We start from the raw sequence: 17,580 nt of genomic DNA, 5'->3' as shown, positions 1-17,580 counted from the left end.
TCGCCGAAGTGTTTCCCGAAGCCGGCTTCCGCTGTCTGCGGGAGAGATTACGACTCCGGCTTCCCGTCCGCAACATCCGCCACTACCGGAACCTGACCTCGACCCGGGTCAGAACGGGGCTGGCTCCGCCGTTGGGAGTCGCGAGCCGGGCGCGGTACTGAAGCCAGGAATCGGACGGCTCGCCGCCGGAAACGGGACCCGGCTGCAGGATCCAGCTTCCGGACCCCGGGGAGCCTCTCCAGGCCGCCTGCCGCAGGGACTCCTCGCTCCCGGCGGTTCGAATCTGGAGCGCGATCGTAGTTCCCAAGGGGGTCTCCGCCTCCCACCCGATGGAGACTGGCCGCACGCCGGGTTCGAACCGGTGCGGCGGTGAGACATAGGTCTCAGCCAACTGACGTGTGTAGATGTTCCCCGGGTCGCGGAGGATCTGGCCGTGCGGGCCCACGGTGGGAAGCCAGGTCCTGTCCCCAAGGGAAAAGCCTTCGGTTCCGTTCCAATAGAGGACCGACGGTGTCGTGTGCCGGATGGGTTCTCCGGGGCGATCGACGCTTCCGTCCCGCTTGTGGTTGAGCAGAAAGATGTCGGTCCAGCCGTCGCCGTCGAAATCGGCGGCCAGGGAGGCGGTCCCCGAGTCCCCCGGCAGGTTCAGGCGGCGGTCCGGATCGAATCCGGAGGCGCTTCCCCAATAGAGAAAGCAGGGGACGCTCCGGGCGGTGTTGCTGGAGTAGTTGGGCACGAACAGGTCCAGGAATCCGTCCCGGTCGAAGTCGGCCACACTGGGGTCCAGGGCCGACATGTGCGGCAGCGGCCGGCCCTCTCTCAAACGGAAACCGTCCGCGGAACCGTAGTAGATCCGGACCTCCCCTTCTTTGTTCCGGGGATAGTCGTTGACCGGCGCCACCAGATCCAGCCAACCGTCCGAGTCGAAGTCCGCGGCCTCCAGATAGGGGACCCGTCCCTTTTCGATCAACCGGTGGTGTTTCCCTCCAAATCCTTCCTCCGAACCATAGACCAGGTGCAGTCCGTCCTTGGCGGAGCCCCCCGCCAGGTCCAGATACCCGTCGCGGTTCCAATCGGCCACCACCGGGGGAAACCCCAATCCGCCGACGGGAATCACCTCGCGCCGAAGAGGGGCGAAACCGGATTTCCCACCGTAGAGGATGACGTAACCGCGGCGGCCGTGGGCGTCGCCCTCGGCGGCGCCGATCACCAGATCCAGGTAACCGTCCCGGTTCAGGTCGGCGGTGACGGCCCCCATTTCCGGGTCCTCCGTCGAGAGGACGGCCCGGCGGCGGGGCTCGTAGCCGTCGGCTCCTCCATACCAGACATAGACCCCGTTGAGGGTCACCGGACGGTCCAGTGCGTAGCGGGCCTCGGCCGACACCAGGTCCACCCAGCCGTCGTCGTCCAGATCGGCCTGGGCGGTTCCCACCGTATAGCCGGCCCAGAGTTGGCTGCGGCGCCGGGTCGAGTAGTTTCGGGTCCCGTCGCCCCAGTAGATGAAGTTGGGGTTGTAGCCGGTCCTAAGTCCCCCTTCCAGGTTGAAGAAGATCACGTCCGGGCGCCCGTCGTTGTTCACGTCGCCGATGCCGTTGCCATGGGCGCTCCGCGTGTCCAGCATGGACTTGTGACCGGGGAAGAACTTCCCTTCCCGGTTCCAGAAAACGAAGGACTGGACGTTCAGGTCGTTGAAGGAGTGGTGGTTGCTCACCACCAGCTCGGGCCAACCGTCCCCGTCCAGGTCTCCGGCGCTGATTCCCCGGGCGTGGACCGTGGCCAGGGGAGTTGGATCGGTCTCGGACAACCGTCCGCCGCGGTTCCAGAAGATCAGGGAGTCGGTGTAACCGTTCCCGGCGCGGTCGGAAGAGGTCACGGCCAGATCCGGCAGCCCGTCCCGATCGAGGTCCCGGACCGCCAACTGCCAGGGGTTCTCCACCTGAAGCCGCTGCCGGACCTGAAACCGGCCCGAAGCCGCCGCCAGAACCTGGACCCCCGATTCGACGGCAACGACCAGCTCGATCCGTCCGTCCCGGTCCAGGTCCCCGGCGCCCAGATGCCGTGCCTCCAGATCCAGGACGAGGGGTTTCTCCAGGTCCAACCCCTCCTCCCCGGCGGCATAGACGAAGACACGGGACCCGGCGGCCAGCACCAGATCGAGCGCGTTGTCTCCGGCCAGATCGGCAACCAGGACCGCAGATCCCGGACCGGCCAGCGGGGTCCGGCGATGGGGATCGAAGCCATGGGCCGAATTCCAGTAGACGGCCGAGTGGACCGATTGCCCGCCTCTCCCCGGATTGGCGCAGGCAATGGCCAGATCCGGCCATCCATCCCGGTTCCAGTCCCCGACGGCGGCTTCCCTTCCGGACCAGGACCTCAGTCGCCGGCGCTCGGACACTGGAAACCGTCCCGCGGACCCGTAGTAGATGAAGCTGTCGGATTTGTTGGTCGTTCCGCCCGTTCCGTTGACCACCACCACGTCGCTGATGCCGTCCCGGTTCAGGTCCGCCACCAGCCCCTCGACGGCCCCATCCGTAGGCAAAGCGATCCTCCGGAGAGGATCGATGGTCTCGCCGTTGTTCAGATAGACGAAAGCGTCCTCGTCTTCACTGTGTCCGTGTCCGTTGGCCACGAACAGATCGATATGACCGTCCCGGTTCAGATCCAAACGGTTGATCAGTTGGATCCTGCCGCGCCGGGAAACGTAGATGTTGGAGCCGGAGTCCTCGAACTTCCCCCGGGAAAAGGCTTGAAATCCCTCGTGACGCCACACTTGGGCCCAAAGCCCGCCGCCGGCGTCCTCCCCGGCGAGAAGCACCGTTGCCACCATTGCCGCCCAGAGCCGCCAACCAAGCTTCAGCTTCATTCTTCCTTTCCCTCCTGCCTCCTATCATCCCCCATTTTCACTTTTCTATTCGCTCATTTCCTCTTCCGCCTTTCTGCTACTATCCCGGCGTGACCGGATTCGACGCCTTTCCCTACGACAACGGGGAGCTCAATTGCGAAGGGACTCCCCTGTCCCGAATCGCCCGGCGGGCGGGGACGCCGTGCTATGTCTACAGCCGGCGCGCCATGCGCGACCGCTACCACCGGCTGGAAAGCGCTTTCGCCGACGTGGACCCCCTGATCTGCTACTCCCTGAAGGCCAACGACAACCTCTCGCTGCTGCGGGTCCTGCAGGAGGAGGGCAGCGGTTTCGACGTGGTTTCGGGAGGAGAGCTCTTCCGGTTGAGGCAGATCGGCGCCGATCCCGCGCGCATCGTCTTCAGCGGCGTCGGTAAAACGGTCCAGGAGATGGAGATGGCCCTGGAATGGGGGCTCTTCAGCATCAACGTCGAGTCCCGCCAGGAACTGGAGACCCTGGCCCGGGTCAGCCGGAGGATGGGCCGCGAAGCCCGGGTGGCCATCAGAATCAATCCGGACGTGGATGCCCGGACCCACCCCTACATCGCCACCGGTCTGCATCGCCATAAATTCGGGGTCGAGACCGGTCAGATCGACGACCTGTTGAAGATCGTCGAGGATTCCGCCGAAATCCGGCTTGTGGGGCTCGGTTACCACATCGGCTCCCAAATCCTGGATGTCCAGCCGTTTCTGGACGCGTTCGGCAAGCTCAGGGAATGGGCGGACCGGGTCCGGGACCGGGGGTTTCCACTGGAACACCTGGATCTGGGCGGCGGCCTGGGAATCTCCTACCAGGGAGAAACGGGCCCTGATCTCCAACGGTACGCCGAGGCGTTGGCTCAACCTGGAGACGGCTACCGCATCGTCATGGAGCCGGGACGCTATCTGGTGGGAAACGCCGGCGTCCTGCTGACTCGCGTCCTCTATCGGAAGACCAATCGCGGCAAGGTCTTCCTGGTGGTGGATGCCGCCATGAACGACCTGCTGCGCCCCAGTCTCTACGGCGCCCGCCACCAGATTCTTCCGGTGCGGTCCGGTCGACCCCGGATCAATGCCGACGTGGTCGGGCCGGTTTGCGAGAGCGGCGATTTCCTGGCCCGCGGCCAGCAGGTTCCCGACGCACGCCCGGGAGACCTCTTGGCCGTAATGAGCGCAGGCGCCTACGGTTTTGTCCTATCCTCCAACTATAATTCCAGGAGGCGGGCGGCCGAGATACTCGTGGACGGAGACGGCTGGAGGACAATCCGGGTCAGGGAATCATACGACGACCTGATCCGGCGTGAATCCGTTCCCTGACGGGCTTCGCCGAACGCCGGCGCGGCGCTTGTCCTGAAGTCGTTTCCAATTGACGCCGAAGAGCAGGCGAGGTCCGGTCCCGCCTCCGGATCGGGCACCGGGATGTTTCGGTCAGGCGGGGTTGGATTGACTGGAACGCGGGCGGTTGAATAACATCCTGGGTCAGATGGCGTTTCCGCCAGGATAACTGCAGTTCGCAAGGAGCCAAGCCTTGTCCCTGGAGACTGACGTTACGCTGGAAATCCAGCCCGAATCCCGGGTGGACGTGATCAACGTCCGCGAGCGGATTCCCGATCGGATCCGCTCCCGGTTGTCCCGGTATTCCAAGTCGGTCTACTACTCCTACCACACCACGGCCGGCTACTTCGGCGAGAAGCTCTCGGCCCAGCTCAACCACAGCGGCGAGGCCCTGCGCAACTTCGTGCAGGTGTTCCAGACCCTCTTCCCTTCCCGGCGCGGGTACCGCCACGACCAGTTGGATCTGCGCACCGAGTTGAGCCAGGAGCAAAAGGCCACGGAGCCTCTAAACGCCGACTCCCACCTCACCTTCATGAGTTCCGGCCTCACCAATTGCGCGACCTATGAGAATCGCCCGGATACGCCCGTCTACTTCGTGGACCTGGACGGCATCTGGAACGATGTCCGGCGCCGGCGCCGGACCACGGTGCTGGCTTTCAACGAAGAACAGGTGGTGGCTCGCGTGGACCTCCCGGTTCCGGTGTCCCGGCATCCCATCGACTCCATCAACCTGATGGATCCCCATCTGGGTTTCTTCTCCCGGCTCCAGGACCTGATCCGGACCCATCGGGTCGATCGGGGGCGCATCGACATCTCCCTGGGTCCGGAAGAACGGAATGCGGGTCTCACCGTGAACGAGTACGAGACCCTGCTGATGAAACACGATCTGGCCAAAGTGCTGAGAAATCCACTGCATTTCATGGCCAAGAGCGGCCGGCAGATGCTGGGGAACCCGAGGGCCATTCCGGGAAGGGCCAGGGATTACGCCAAATACGATCTGGTCCAGATTCTGAATCAGACCGTGGATGCCCTGGGGTTGAGCGAATCGGTCTTCGAGCGCCTTCTGCAACGATTCGTCCGGGCGCCCGCCGACCACTTCATGGGCATGGACCGTTCGCTGATCCTGCTGGTGTCCAGCGCCCATGCCAACGGAACCGGCCCCGGCTCCATCGTCAATGGGACCTACCAGAGTCCCATCCTGGTGCAATGGGACCGCCCGGAAACGGATACGCGGCGCCTGGAGATCTCATTGGTCCGATTCGATTGAATCAACCGCCGCCCGTGCGGACCCATTCCAGGATCGTCCGGTAGGACGAGGACTCCCGGCTCCATCGAACGCCTCCGCCGTGTTGGCCGGACCCCGAAGCCCGAGTCCCTTCGGGAGGCTTCTCCCGGGTGGGCTTCAGCAACAGCAGGCTCTCCTGCGGCCGCTTCAGATCAATGACCCGCAACGCCGAACGATAGTAACTCCGCACCTCTTCCGTTCCGGCCCGTTCCTGAGCCGGCTCCAGGCGGAAGATGACGTGTGACTTGTGGCAGTCGAAGCAGCTCTTGTCATCGGCGCCGGACTTCTCCAGCAGAGGCAGCACGCGGTCCCGAAAGAATTGGAGCGAGGGGAGTGTCAGATCCGTCGCCGGACCCTCTCCCGGGAGTTGGGTCAGGCTCTCCGCGATCGCCGGCAGGTCGCGCAGTTCGGGACGGCTTCGAACCAGTTCCAGCGCCGACTCGCCCAGGGCGGGATCCGGATCCCTCAACGCCTCGCTCAGGAGACTGACGAATCGGAGATCCTGCAATCGTCCCGGTTCCTGACCGGCCAACTGCAGGATCGCCTCGCGCTTCCAGGCGTCCCGGCTGCGAAACGCCAGACTCAACCGTCTCCGGATCATGGCGAACGATTCCAGTCGCGGCGCCTCGAGACACAGTTCCACGGCCGCCCGGAATATCACGGGATCCTTGGAGGCCAGGGACCGGAACACCTTTATCTGTACCGGCCGCCGATCCAGCAATTCCGGATGGGAGGCCACTGCCCGGAAGTCCTCAGCCTGGGCCTCCGCCGCAAGAAACGCCCGCTCCACCTGGGCCGAGTCCTGCCGACCGGCGGCGGCGCCGAGGGACGTACACATTGCCAACCATAAGACCGCAACCGACTCAATCGGAACCAGCATCAAATGACTCATTGTCACTACCGCGCCAGAGGCACTCTAACAACAAGCTGCAAACCTCGCTGATGAAGGACTCTCCTCCAGATTCCGCTTTTCCTGAGCCTTGGGCCAGTTCCTTCCCGCTCCGGCAGGTCAGAGTCGTTTGTTATCTTGAAATCGTAGGTTGGTGAGTTGTCGGTTGGACTATCGGGGAAACCATTTGGTTCGAAACCGCGACTGAAACTCTGGAGGAAAGAGCCATGTCCTTCAACCGAACCCTGACCGTGGCGCTGATTGCAGCATCGCTCCTGGCGGGTGTGCCTGACCTGAGAGGGCAAGAAGAACTGCGGGAGGTCGATGGTCTCATCTATGACCTGAGACACCCCGAGTTGGAGCGGCGGAAGACGGCGGTCGTGGGGCTTGGAAAACATCGGATTCGGCAGGCCATCCCGGAATTGTCCAGGCTGGTCAAGGACCCGGATGACCTTCTCCGGACCGCTTTGGCCCGGGCTCTGATCAAGATCGGCGACATCCGGGCTCTTCCGGCTCTGATGACGCTCTGCCACGATTCCAGGAAACAGACGCAACTCGTGGCGGTTCAAGGGCTGGTCAAACTCTATGTGAACCTTCCCGACGGCTTCTTTCACGGGGTGAAACGTGTTGTCAGTTTCATGAATCCAGCGGACGACGACTACGATCCCCTGGTCGTGGAACCTTACATTTCCGTCAGCCCTGACGCGATCGATACGCTGGCCACTCTGCAGAGTGACTCGGACGCGGACGTTCGGAGGAACGCCGCCCTTGCTCTGGGGATACTGCGCGGCCGTCGAGCCCTTCCCACACTACAAGCCGCTCTGGAGCAAGAACCGGAAAACGGCGTGAAGGTGGAGATGATCCGCGCCATCTACAAGATCGGGGACCCCGAAGCCGGCGTCACGTTGGTTCCCCTGATTTGGGCCCCCGACAAGAAGGTCCACGACGAGGCCATTTTCGCGTTGGGGCGTCTGAGGGTGGAAGCTGCGGTCCCGGCGCTCACGGAGCTATACAACAGCGGCGTTACGGAGCGGAAGAAGATTCTCGGCGGGCTGGTCCCCGTGAGTCGAAGCGACGATCTGAGGCGAAAGACCCTCGAAGCCCTGGCGAATATCGGCGACCGTCGCAGTCAGGGAATATTCATCGAGGCGATCACAGACGAAAGAACTGCCTTTCGCCGGTATGGCGCCGAGGGCTTAGGCAGAATCGGAGACCCGAGCCTGATCCCCAAGTTGGCGTACATGTTCCAAGGCGAGCAGGAACCGGAAGTGATCTCGGCCCTGAACTTTGCCCTCTTTCGCCTGGGCGGTGACGCGCACCTTCCCGAACTGGTGGACCGAATCAGCAACGATCAAGTCTACTTCTACCTGTTGGAACTGGAACCGGAGGAGGTTTCCAAGCTCCATCCGCATCTCCTGCTCCACGCCAAGGAACCTGGTATTCAGGTCCGTCTCCTGGACGTCATCGGTCAGCGCGGCGATACCTCTTCCCTGGCGGTGGTGGAACCCCTGACCCGGAGCGAAAACTCTGACGTGATCTCCTCTGCAAACGTCGCGCTGAGGCGGCTCCAGGGCCGGCACCCCGGTGCGACCTTGAGTTCCATGGTGGGCCCTGACGCCACCGGCGAAAGCGTTGGCGTTCCGGTGAATTGACGGGCAACGGCGAAGAGATTCAGTCCAGTCCCAAGTGAGGCCAGAGCCGGTCTACCCGTTCCCGGGTGTCCGTATCCATGACGATCTCTTCGGGCCAATCTCTCTGAAATCCCTCCTCGGGCCACTTCCGAGTGGCGTCGATCCCCATCTTGGAACCGAAGTCGGGCAGACGGGAGGCGTGGTCCAGGGAGTCGACGGGGCCCAGCGTGAACTGGATGTCACGCTCGGGATCGATGTGGTTGAGAGCCCTCAAGAGGACCTCCGGATAGTCGTTGAGGTCGACGTCCTCGTCCAGAACGATGATGCACTTGGAGAACATGAGCTGACCCAATCCCCAGATGGCGCTCATGACCTTGCGGGCGTGTCCCGGATACCGTTTTCGGATACGGACCAGGACCAGGTTGTGGAAAATGCCCTCGAAGGGCAGGTGCATGTCCAGGATCTCCGGGAGCTGCTTTCGTATCAGGGGCAGGAAGATCCGCTCCACGGCATATCCCATGTAGCAATCCTCCTGGGGAGGCTTGCCCACGATGATGGTCTGGTAGATGGGATCGCGGCGGTGCGTGACGCAGGTCACGTGAAAGACCGGGTACTCGTCGGCCAGGGAATAGTACCCGGTGTGGTCCCCGAAGGGTCCTTCGGTCCGGAGTTCGTCCAGGTTCACATACCCTTCCAGGACGATCTCGGCGTTGGCCGGAACTTCCAGATCGACGGTCTTGCAAGCCGTCATCTCCACCGGGGAACGCCGCAGGAACCCGGCGAACATCATCTCGTCCAGGTCGTCGGGCAAGGGCGCGATGGCGGAGAAGACGGTGGCCGGATCCGCCCCGATGGCGGCAGCCACTTCCATGCGCCTTCCGCTCGCCTCCGCGCCGCCAAGGCGGACGGCCTCCCGAAAATGCTGGGCGCCGTGCTTGTGAGTCTGCCAGTGCATGGCCGTGGTCCGTTCGTCGAAGACCTGCATGCGGTACATGCCGCAGTTGCGCTTTCCCGACTCGGGGTTCTTGCTGAAGACCAGGGGCATGGTGATGAAGCGGCCGCCGTCCCCGGGCCAGCACTTGAGAATGGGAAAGTCGAGCAGGGAGAAGCCTTCCGTCTTGACCACCTCCTGACAGACGCCCCGGCGCACCATCTTGGGAGTCAGGGACGCCAATTCGGTGAGCTTGGGAAGCAGCTTCAGCTTGTCCATCGCACCGGAGGGGGCCTTCAGGTCCAGAAGGTCCTCGATCCGATCCGCAATCCGATTGACGGAATCGACCCCCAGGGCCAGATTCATCCGGTTGTAGGAACCCAGGGCATTGATGAGCAGCGGATGTTTCGACCCTTTGGGCTTCTCGAAGAGCAACGCGGGCCCCATGCGCTTGGAGACCCGATCCGCGATCTCCGCGATCTCCAGCACCGGATCCACCGGCGTGTCGATGCGTCTGAGTTCTCCCTGCCGTTCCAGGACTTGGACGAATTCTCTCAGGTCCCGGTGCGGATACTTCATCTCAGCCCCACCTTTCGCAGGAGATCCTCCAGTTCCCGCCGGAACGCCTCCCGGTTCAGATCCCGGCTCCCATCGGGGCCGTCCACCCGAAACAGTTCCGCCTGCCGGATCACATCGGACGGCGAGGGCAAGCCTCTCAATTCGCTCAAGGCGAGGAACCGGCCATAGTTGTTGGCCCGCTCCAAGCCCCCCGAACTCACGAGGATGAAACCGGTGTCGGAACTCCCCAGCCGAACCTGGCAATCCCGCAGCCGGCAATAGTCGGAAATCTCTTCAAGTGTCATGGCTGTCAGCCGGTAATTCTCCAACGCGGTCCATTGCAGGTCAAATTGGAGCCGCCCCGAACGGAGCGGCGATATCCTTGTCGCCGAACCGGAACAACGGTTTCCGACCGCCGAAATCCCGTACCCACATCAGAAACCGGGCGACTACAAATCGTCCCTCCTCTCTTTTCTGCCGCACCCGGCCCGGCTAACCTGAGAGGCATGCCGAAACAACACGAGGCCTTGCTGGGCGCCCACATGTCGATTGCGGGAGGCATTCCCAAGTCCCTCGACCGGGCCATGGACGCCGGCTGCAACGTCCTTCAGATCTTCGTCAAGAACAACAACCAATGGCGGGGCCGAGCCTTGCACGACCCCGAAGTGCAAGAGTTCCGGCAACGCTGGGCCGAGTCCCCCATCCGCCAGGTGGTGGCCCACGACTCCTACCTGATCAATTTGGCGTCCCCCAAACCCGATCTCTGGGAACGCTCCATCGCCGCGTTCCTGGACGAGATGAAACGCTGCGAACGGCTGGGACTGAGTCACCTGGTCACCCACCCGGGAGCCCACGTGGGTGCCGGCGAGGCCTGGGGCATCGACCGGATCGCGGCGGCACTGGTTCGGATCCTGGAGCGAACGGCCTCCTACCAGGTCAAGATCGCGCTCGAGACCACTGCCGGCCAGGGAACCACCCTGGGCCACCGCTTTCAACATCTCCGGGACATCATGGCCGGGTGCGGGTCCCCGGAGCGGATCGTCGTCTGCATGGACACGTGTCACGTCTTCGCCGCCGGCTATGAGATCAGAACCGAGGAGGGTTACGCCGGCGTCATGGGCCAGTTCGACCAGGTCGTGGGCCTGGAAAAACTGGAAGTCCTGCATTTCAACGACAGCAAGCGATCCTTCGGAAGCCGCGTGGACCGGCACGAGCACATCGGAAAGGGGGAGATCGGGAAGGCGGCGTTCGGCTGGTTTCTGAACGACCCCCGCCTGGTCCAGGTCCCCAAGTTGCTGGAGACCCCGAAAGAAAACGAGGGGGAGGCCGACCGGAGAAACCTGAAGGTGCTGCGCTCGCTGTTGGACAAACCTGAGCCATGAACTCCTACAGCGCCCAGGAACGGGAAGAGATCCTCCTGGACTATTTCGGCTCCGCGTCCGAAGACGAGCCGCTCTGCCCCGACTGCGGTGAGGACCTGGAATTTCGATCGCAATACCCCTCAGGAGATTCTCCGTACCGGCTCCGGGTGGACTGTCCCGACTGCCGCGCCGGGTTCATTTGGGAGCAGGACCGGGACCGGGAAGACTGGACCTCGATTCAGCTCTCCTACTGCCTGGAACGGTACCGCCAAGGGGACACGCCCCGCTGCCCGGTGGATGATTCCTACATCGTCTGCACCGAGTTCACCGACGACACCGTGGAGTTTCGCTGCCCCTACTGCAACCGCAGCGGCCGGGCACGGACAGGCGTCAACCCACCGGCTCCCGAATCGCAGGATCTCAGGTAGCCAAGGGTTCTGCGGCTGGAAACCCGCCGCTCCCGGGTGCTACCATTTGCCCCGATTTTTCCGCTTATCGAAATCAGAATCGAGGGAGCAGACAGGCATGAAAAACTACGTGGTCGAGTTTATTGGGGCATTCTTCCTGGTGCTGGTCATCGGCTTGGCTTCCGGAGACCTGGCGCCGTTGGCCATTGGCGGCGCGCTGATGATCATGGTCTACATGGGAGGCCACGTTTCGGGGGCCCACTACAACCCGGCCGTCTCCATCGCCTGTCTGGTCCGAGGCGCCCTGGACGGCGCCACCACGGGAATCTACATCGTGAGTCAGATCCTGGGGGCGCTGGCAGGAGCCTGCACGGCCACTTTCCTGGCGGGCCAAGCGACCACGGTGGCCCCCGGCGACGGCGTGAGCGCCACGAACGCGCTCCTGGCCGAGTTTCTGCTGACCTTTGCCCTGGCCTCGGTGGTCCTCAACGTCGCCACCTCCAAGGACCATCCCGACAACTCGTTCTATGGGCTGGCCATCGGATTCACCATCTTCGTCGGGGCCGTTTCAGTGGGCCCCATCTCGGGAGGGGCCTTCAACCCGGCGGTGGCGCTGGGCCACAACATCGTCTCCGGCTCACTGGGAAACATCTGGATCTACCTGCTGGGACCCGTCGCCGGCGGCGTCGCGGCCTCACTCGTGTTTCGAATCACCAACCCGGACGAGTTTGCGTAGCCGGTTCCGCAAAGACGGTCGATACAGCGAGAAACCGGCAACTACGGTAATCCGTCCTTGATCGGAGCGTGTTTCGCATTGATGGCTCGATTCCAATATTGAGTAAATTTAGGCAATACCGTATCAGGAGTGCATGGCCACCTATGAACGGGCCCACGTCTCGAAGCTCTTTGACTGCCTCGCGGAAATTGCCCACCGGCTGATCATCATCACCGGACCCCGCCAGACGGGCAAGACGACACTCGTCCGGAAAGCTCTGGCGCGGATTCGACGACCTCATCACTATCTGGCCGTCGACGAACCTGAAACGGCGACGCTCCCCTCCTTCCCGACGCTCGCCGAAGGCATGGCACTGCCCTCCACTCGGTTGTTCGTTCCACTCGGACACGAGAGAGATCTACAGTGGCTTGACCGCCATTGGGAACGAGCCCGGATAGAAGCCAGCCATTCGGAACGGGGCTTCGTCCTGGTATTGGACGAGATCCAGAAAATCCCCAACTGGTCCGAAGCCGTTAAGGGATTGTGGGACGCCGACCGGCGTCATGGCCGTCAACTCCACGTGGTCCTGTTGGGCTCGGCCCCGCTTCGCATGCAGCAAGGTTTGACCGAGAGCCTGGCCGGCCGGTTCGAGACTATCCGTCTCACACACTGGTCGTTTGCAGAGATGGCGGCAACGTTCGACTTCGACTTTCGGAGCTACGTCTATTTCGGCGGCTACCCCGGCGGCGCCCCGTACATCCACGAGCCGGACCGTTGGCGCGCTTCCATCTTGACCGCGCTCGGAGGTATCGGTGACGATGTTCGGTTCCCTTGTTATCGGAACGGATTGATCACGCGCAGGCCCGCGTAGTTCTGCTGGTCGCTCAGATCCTCAGAGTACACCGCGTCGCACCCGCTTGTTCGCGCGGCAGCGAGAATCGCTCCGTCCCAGTACGACAGCCGGAAGCGCTGACTCAGCGCCACGCCAACCCGAAATACCGCGAGGGTCATGTCCTGCACCGGGAACTCGCGAATGGATTCGATGAACCTCAGCGCCTGCGAAGAGGTCAGCGGTTCTGTACGACTGGATCTCGTGACCTGCGAATAGAACTCCTGGAGCACCTGCACCGACACTACCAAGCCCCCCTCTCGCAACAGTTCCTGCGCCCGGCGACGCTTCTCGGCCTCCCTGGGAGACGGGCTGACCGCGTATATCAAGACGTTGGTGTCAACGAATCGCATCGCGGTCGTATAGGGCTTCTCGGGGGATATTGTCGGCCGCCTTGAATCCACTACGGGTAGCGCAGATGTCCTCGAACACCTCTTTCAATAGCCGGCGGCGGCGGTCGCGCTCGGTCTCCACCTCCAGTTCCTGATCGCCGGTCCACTCGACGGGGTCTCGAACCAGACGTTCGAGAAAGCGACGCACCAGAGCAGACACGGAGGTGTCCAATTCCGCCGCCCGGATGCGAGAACGTCGATACGTGCTGTCGTCAATGGATACCGTGATGTTCCTCATCGACACAATCTCACAGTTTCAGTGTATCACAGGATCTACGTGTGAAGAGGATTCACCCGTTGCCTCTCAGCAGCGTTCTCAGGCTTGATCGGCGCTGTTGCGTCTGTCGGTGCATCGAATTCGTCCAGCAGCACGGCCGCCGATTCATGGATGTCGAGCTTGCCGGTGACGACAGCGGCAATCAGGTGCGTCCGGTATTCGCGGAGGAGGTCATTCTCTCTTGCGATCCTCATCAGCCCGCATTTCTCAGAAGCTCCCCCGCCTGCCGGTAGCCGGCGAAATCCCGGTAGAAAAAGTATGGGCGGCGGTTTCCCAACCGCCGGACTCCGGTAACACATGGAGAAATGGGCGATTGGAAATCGCCTCCTTTCAGAGAAGTGTGCAGAAGGGGACGGTCACTTTGTTGCTTGTTGTTCGGATCAAGCGGATCGCGATCCATGCCGGATCGGCGATACGCCACCCGACGTGGGCATCCTGAACTGTTTCGCACCGCAGTTCCATGGTCACGCGTGCACTCGCTCGAACCGGAACATGTTGCGGCATACCGCCACCACCGCTTGCGTGTCACCGTGTGCCAGCAGGCTCACCAGGGACGCGCCGCCAAGCGATTGGATCGGCCTGCGCACGACGGCGGGGATTCGGTCGCGTTTGAGATAGTGCGCGAGGACGTCGGTGGCGGCAGCCAAGTCCGAGACTGCTCCAGCACGCTTGGGGGGCACGCCCTGTCGCAGCCACTTGCCGACTGCTTGGCGGCTCACACCGAAGAGACGGGCCGCTTCGGCTTGGCTCAGGTCCCATACTTCAAGGGTTCGCGCCAAGGACCCGCCCGCGCGCCGGCGATCAAGGCTGGATGAGGAGGCTGTGGCAGTGGTGGCGGAGCTGGTCGAAGTCATCGGTTCGGGGCCATCTGAGTGGTGAAAGGAAACTGGAGAAACCCACATCTGCCGTTGCCGGGAGCCAACCATTTTTCTCAGCGGTAGATTGAAGCCGGTGGAACGGATATTGTCGTTTTGTCGCTTGAACGAAGTTGCCTCGTCGAGTCGGAGACGTCTTGATGAACAATATGGAACGGGAGCGCGTCGACGGTGAACTTCTTGCGCAGTTGACAAGTGCTCTGGAGGAGCGCGAGGAGATCCTGGAAGCCTACCTCTTCGGATCGCATGCCTGTGGCCAAGCACGCCCGCATAGCGACATCGACGTCGCCGTCTACATCGATGAGGAGAGAGCCGGCGACGGGGCGTGGGGCTATCAGGCGCAACTCGCGACAGACCTCATGATCGCGTTGGGTACGAACGACGTCGATGTCGTCGTTCTCAACAAGGCATCCATTCTCCTGTACCACCGGGTTCTGCGCGACGGCGTTCGATTGATGTCCCGGGACCTCGGGGCGACAACCACGCGTGCAGGTCAGGCCCTGTCCCGCTACTTCGACTTCCTTCCCCAACTGGACAAGATGGACCGCGCACGACGGCACGCCGCCGGCTCCGCCATAGAGGATCAGCATTGACTCCAGGCCGTCCCGACCGCCGTGTCGTCCAGAGACGGCTCATCGCGCTGCGTCGAGCGGTCTCAGTCTTACGCCGGCACGCCGGATGTACGCCGCAGGAACTCAGCGCCGATATCGACCGCCGGTGGGCCATTGAACACGGGCTTCAGGTTTCGGCCCAAGCCGCTCTCGACGTAGCGACTCATCTCGGTTCAGCGTTGGGGTATGATCCAGGGACGTATGGATCGTCAATCGACTGTCTGGTCGAGGCCGATATCCTGCCGCGGAGCTTCGGGGAACGGTTCCGGCGGATTGCCGGTTTTCGGAACGTGCTCGTCCATGGATACCTGGACGTCGACCTCGACCTGGTCGCCGAGATACTCTCCGAACGACTCGACGACTTCGAAGATTTCGTGCGCCACGTCGAGCGGTGGCTCGACGAGTCCCCGGCCACTTGATTCGGTCCGGCATCGGACCAGGATAACCACTGGAAACGCCAGTGAAGAGAACCAGACCGGCGCCGAAGGGAACCAGGGGCAGTCAGCGGGTTCCGGACGGCCCGCGGCCGAAACATTTCGTCCTGAAGGAGGAGGCCAATGAACTGGAAACTGATCATCATCGGCGGGCTGGCCTTTTGGCTCGTAACGAACATCCTGGGGTTGGGAGTCACCGGTCCCATCATCCACGAAGCGATCCTCGACCCGATGTACAAAGCCACCGAGTCGCTGTGGATCGAGCCCTTGCGCCAGGACCCACCCGACATGGCGGCCGTCATGCCGCGGTGGATCCTGGTGTCGCTGATCAGCAGCCTGGTCGTGGCCGGGCTCTACAGTTGCCTGCGCAAGGCGTTCGACGGTCCCGGATGGAAATGCGGGATGACCTGGGGGCTCTATCTGGGCATCTTCTCTTTCGTGACTCTGTTGAGTTACTCCGGGGTGATCGCCCTGCCCATGACGATCGTGCTCTGGTGGGGCGTCGATGGGCTGATTCTTTTCGTTTTGGGAGGAGCCGCCATGGGCTGGGCCGGAGAGAGGTTCGCGGGCTAGTCGGGTACGCCTCCACACCAAACTCTCCAAGGCGATCCGTCGCGCCGCTGATCGCAGATTGGGGCAAGAAAGCACGAGATTTACACAATAGTAGACTTCATTTACATTCCGAGGGCATTCGTATTTGATATATAAGCGCCGGTACATTTCGCTATGACATCCACCTTTTTGCACGCCGACTTCCTCCTTGCATTCGGCTTCATCTTCTTCCTGCTTCTAATCGTGCTGGTGTTGTGGATCGGGTTCCGGCGGCGACTCTCGGAAATCCAATCGGATCAGGAACAACAACGGGAACAGTTGGACGTCCTGGAGAACAAGATGGCACGGATAGAGGGCGCACTGTTCTATGGGCCGTCAGCGACGTGGACTATGGAGCACCGAGGGCAAGCTCCCGACCGGGCCACGACCCGTCCGAGCGATCCTCAGATCAGGAAGGATTTGTAATCAATCTGAGGAGTTGGTGGAGCTGATGGGATTCGAACCCACGACCCCCTGAATGCCATTCAGGTACTCTTCCAACTGAGCTACAGCCCCACGCTGAAGAGTTTGGAGGAGGAACTTTAGCACGTTTGCCGCCTGGACATAAAGCGGCGGCGAGGAGCGGCGGCTTCCAGCCGCCGAACTCCCGAGTGGCAATCCGTCCCGGCAGGTGAGAGACCACAAGTCTCCATACACATCCTTGCACTCAGGGATAGAGGCGTCTCACCGTCCAACCCTGGCCGGTCTTCTCGTAGAGCAGCCGATCATTGAGACGGAAGGACCGTCCGGTCCAGAATTCGATGCGATGGGGGATCACCCGGAAGCCGGACCAGTACTCGGGACGCGGAACGTCCGAGCCCGGGTACTTGGCTTCACAGGCAACGACCTCGGAAATCAGCCGGGCTCGGTCGGCCAGGGGACGAGACTGCCTCGAAGCCCACGCTCCCAACTGGCTGATCCGGGAACGGGTCACCCAATAGAGATCCGCCTCCACCGGGCTCACTTCCTGAACCGGACCCTCCACCACCGCCTGCTCCCAATAGGGGTCCCAATAGAAACAGAGGGCCGCCCAGGAATTGGCGGCCAGTTGCTCCCCCTTGCGGCTCTCCCGGTTCGTGTAGAAGACGAAGCCATCCCGCCCGAAATCCTTGAGCAGTACGGTCCGGGCCGAGGGCCGTCCCCGATCGTCCGCCGTGGCCAGCGTCATGGCCGTAGGTTGGCGAATCAACCCCTCTTCCCGCCCCCGGCGAAGCCTGCGGCCGAACTCCTCCAGCGCCTCCTGGTACAGATCCCGGTTCACGTTCCGCTCCCTTTGACCTGCACGATAGTGCCCGCCATCGGTGGATTCAAGAAACTATGGAGAGGGGAACCGGTCAGAATCGAAGCAGCGGGGAGGTACCGGGGAAAATCCAAGTTACTAGTTGCATCCCAGGCTCAATTCGTAATGGCGTCCCCCGGCACGTCCCGCTACTTCTTGGTTGCTCCGTTGTCTAGCAAGTCCCGTGCCGAAGTTCTGCTGAAGCCTCGTAAACCGTTTAATTTCAACTACTAAGACAAT

At 62.4% G+C, this 17,580-nt stretch carries 20 protein-coding genes and 1 tRNA gene; 11 read left to right on the top strand and 10 right to left on the bottom strand.

The genetic code is table 11. The features are described 5' to 3' along the window. Positions 1-82 precede the first annotated feature (82 nt). On the bottom strand, positions 83-2,863 hold the full coding sequence (locus OXT71_09900) for a VCBS repeat-containing protein (GenBank protein MDE2926697.1): 2,781 nt from the start codon (positions 2,861-2,863) through the stop codon (positions 83-85). Positions 2,864-2,952: 89 nt separating this feature from the next. On the opposite strand from OXT71_09900, the gene lysA reads away from it, so the two are divergent. Both lysA and OXT71_09890 read left to right on the top strand, forming a co-directional pair. Beyond that, positions 2,953-4,197, top strand: coding sequence for a diaminopimelate decarboxylase (lysA, locus tag OXT71_09895; GenBank protein ID MDE2926696.1), 1,245 nt, complete (start codon positions 2,953-2,955; stop codon positions 4,195-4,197). Between the two features lie 211 nt (positions 4,198-4,408). Continuing rightward, a complete protein-coding gene (locus tag OXT71_09890; protein MDE2926695.1) occupies positions 4,409-5,482 on the top strand; it encodes a hypothetical protein in 1,074 nt (357 codons plus the stop codon). A gap of 1 nt (position 5,483) precedes the next feature. On the opposite strand, the gene OXT71_09885 is transcribed toward OXT71_09890, so the two are convergent. After that, a complete protein-coding gene (locus tag OXT71_09885) occupies positions 5,484-6,338 on the bottom strand; it encodes a hypothetical protein (GenBank protein MDE2926694.1) in 855 nt (284 codons plus the stop codon). A gap of 278 nt (positions 6,339-6,616) precedes the next feature. Here OXT71_09885 and OXT71_09880 point away from each other — a divergent pair, with 278 nt between their 5' ends. Next, positions 6,617-8,041: a HEAT repeat domain-containing protein gene (locus OXT71_09880; GenBank protein ID MDE2926693.1), complete on the top strand. Its 1,425-nt coding sequence runs from the start codon at positions 6,617-6,619 to the stop codon at positions 8,039-8,041. A gap of 19 nt (positions 8,042-8,060) precedes the next feature. Here the strand turns inward: OXT71_09880 and OXT71_09875 are convergent, their stop codons facing one another. After that, the gene (locus tag OXT71_09875; protein ID MDE2926692.1) at positions 8,061-9,530 is read right to left on the bottom strand and encodes a menaquinone biosynthesis decarboxylase; all 1,470 of its coding nucleotides are present in this window, start codon (positions 9,528-9,530) and stop codon (positions 8,061-8,063) included. Beyond that, positions 9,527-9,814, bottom strand: coding sequence for a hypothetical protein (locus OXT71_09870; GenBank protein ID MDE2926691.1), 288 nt, complete (start codon positions 9,812-9,814; stop codon positions 9,527-9,529). The genes OXT71_09875 and OXT71_09870 overlap by 4 nt, the downstream gene beginning before the upstream one ends. 201 nt (positions 9,815-10,015) lie before the next feature. Between OXT71_09870 and OXT71_09865 the strand changes: the two genes are divergently transcribed. The 4 genes from OXT71_09865 to OXT71_09850 all read left to right on the top strand — a co-directional run bounded on the left by OXT71_09865 (position 10,016) and on the right by OXT71_09850 (position 12,863). Continuing rightward, complete coding sequence (locus tag OXT71_09865; GenBank protein ID MDE2926690.1) at positions 10,016-10,891, top strand: deoxyribonuclease IV; 876 nt, start codon at positions 10,016-10,018, stop codon at positions 10,889-10,891. Next, positions 10,888-11,298 carry a hypothetical protein gene (locus OXT71_09860; GenBank protein MDE2926689.1) on the top strand — a complete coding sequence of 137 codons (411 nt, stop codon included), beginning with the start codon at positions 10,888-10,890 and terminating at the stop codon, positions 11,296-11,298. The genes OXT71_09865 and OXT71_09860 overlap by 4 nt, the downstream gene beginning before the upstream one ends. Positions 11,299-11,395: 97 nt before the next feature. Continuing rightward, positions 11,396-12,013: an aquaporin gene (locus OXT71_09855; GenBank protein ID MDE2926688.1), complete on the top strand. Its 618-nt coding sequence runs from the start codon at positions 11,396-11,398 to the stop codon at positions 12,011-12,013. A gap of 133 nt (positions 12,014-12,146) precedes the next feature. Beyond that, entirely contained in the window at positions 12,147-12,863 is a 717-nt protein-coding gene (locus OXT71_09850; GenBank protein MDE2926687.1) for an AAA family ATPase, read from the top strand. Here OXT71_09850 and OXT71_09845 read toward each other — a convergent pair. From OXT71_09845 to OXT71_09830, 4 genes are all read right to left on the bottom strand, one after another. Then, entirely contained in the window at positions 12,827-13,234 is a 408-nt protein-coding gene (locus tag OXT71_09845; GenBank protein MDE2926686.1) for a PIN domain-containing protein, read from the bottom strand. The genes OXT71_09850 and OXT71_09845 overlap by 37 nt on opposite strands. Beyond that, a complete protein-coding gene (locus tag OXT71_09840) occupies positions 13,221-13,511 on the bottom strand; it encodes a hypothetical protein (protein MDE2926685.1) in 291 nt (96 codons plus the stop codon). Before OXT71_09840 ends, OXT71_09845 begins: the two co-directional genes overlap by 14 nt. Before the next feature lie 35 nt (positions 13,512-13,546). Then, positions 13,547-13,744, bottom strand: a complete 198-nt coding sequence (locus OXT71_09835; protein MDE2926684.1) for a hypothetical protein — start codon at positions 13,742-13,744, stop codon at positions 13,547-13,549. Between the two features lie 270 nt (positions 13,745-14,014). Continuing rightward, complete coding sequence (locus OXT71_09830; GenBank protein ID MDE2926683.1) at positions 14,015-14,197, bottom strand: hypothetical protein; 183 nt, start codon at positions 14,195-14,197, stop codon at positions 14,015-14,017. Between the two features lie 368 nt (positions 14,198-14,565). On the opposite strand from OXT71_09830, the gene OXT71_09825 reads away from it, so the two are divergent. The 4 genes from OXT71_09825 (at position 14,566) to OXT71_09810 (ending at position 16,487) form a co-directional block, all read left to right on the top strand. Continuing rightward, positions 14,566-15,018, top strand: a complete 453-nt coding sequence (locus OXT71_09825) for a nucleotidyltransferase domain-containing protein (protein MDE2926682.1) — start codon at positions 14,566-14,568, stop codon at positions 15,016-15,018. Further along, positions 15,015-15,455 carry a DUF86 domain-containing protein gene (locus tag OXT71_09820; GenBank protein ID MDE2926681.1) on the top strand — a complete coding sequence of 147 codons (441 nt, stop codon included), beginning with the start codon at positions 15,015-15,017 and terminating at the stop codon, positions 15,453-15,455. The genes OXT71_09825 and OXT71_09820 overlap by 4 nt, the downstream gene beginning before the upstream one ends. Before the next feature lie 138 nt (positions 15,456-15,593). Further along, the gene (locus OXT71_09815; protein MDE2926680.1) at positions 15,594-16,043 is read left to right on the top strand and encodes a hypothetical protein; all 450 of its coding nucleotides are present in this window, start codon (positions 15,594-15,596) and stop codon (positions 16,041-16,043) included. A 153-nt stretch (positions 16,044-16,196) separates the two neighbouring features. Then, positions 16,197-16,487, top strand: coding sequence for a hypothetical protein (locus tag OXT71_09810; GenBank protein MDE2926679.1), 291 nt, complete (start codon positions 16,197-16,199; stop codon positions 16,485-16,487). A gap of 14 nt (positions 16,488-16,501) precedes the next feature. Here the strand turns inward: OXT71_09810 and OXT71_09805 are convergent. Beyond that, a tRNA-Ala gene (locus OXT71_09805) sits at positions 16,502-16,577 on the bottom strand. 151 nt (positions 16,578-16,728) lie between these two features. Further along, complete coding sequence (gene pdxH / locus OXT71_09800; protein MDE2926678.1) at positions 16,729-17,322, bottom strand: pyridoxamine 5'-phosphate oxidase; 594 nt, start codon at positions 17,320-17,322, stop codon at positions 16,729-16,731. Positions 17,323-17,580: the final 258 nt, after the last annotated feature.

The sequence above is a fragment of the Acidobacteriota bacterium genome (genome assembly GCA_028874215.1).
Taxonomy (GTDB): Bacteria; Acidobacteriota; UBA6911; order RPQK01; family JAJDTT01; genus JAJDTT01.
The sequence above is the reverse complement of the archived record's forward strand: the minus strand, read 5'-3'. Positions and strand labels throughout refer to the sequence as shown.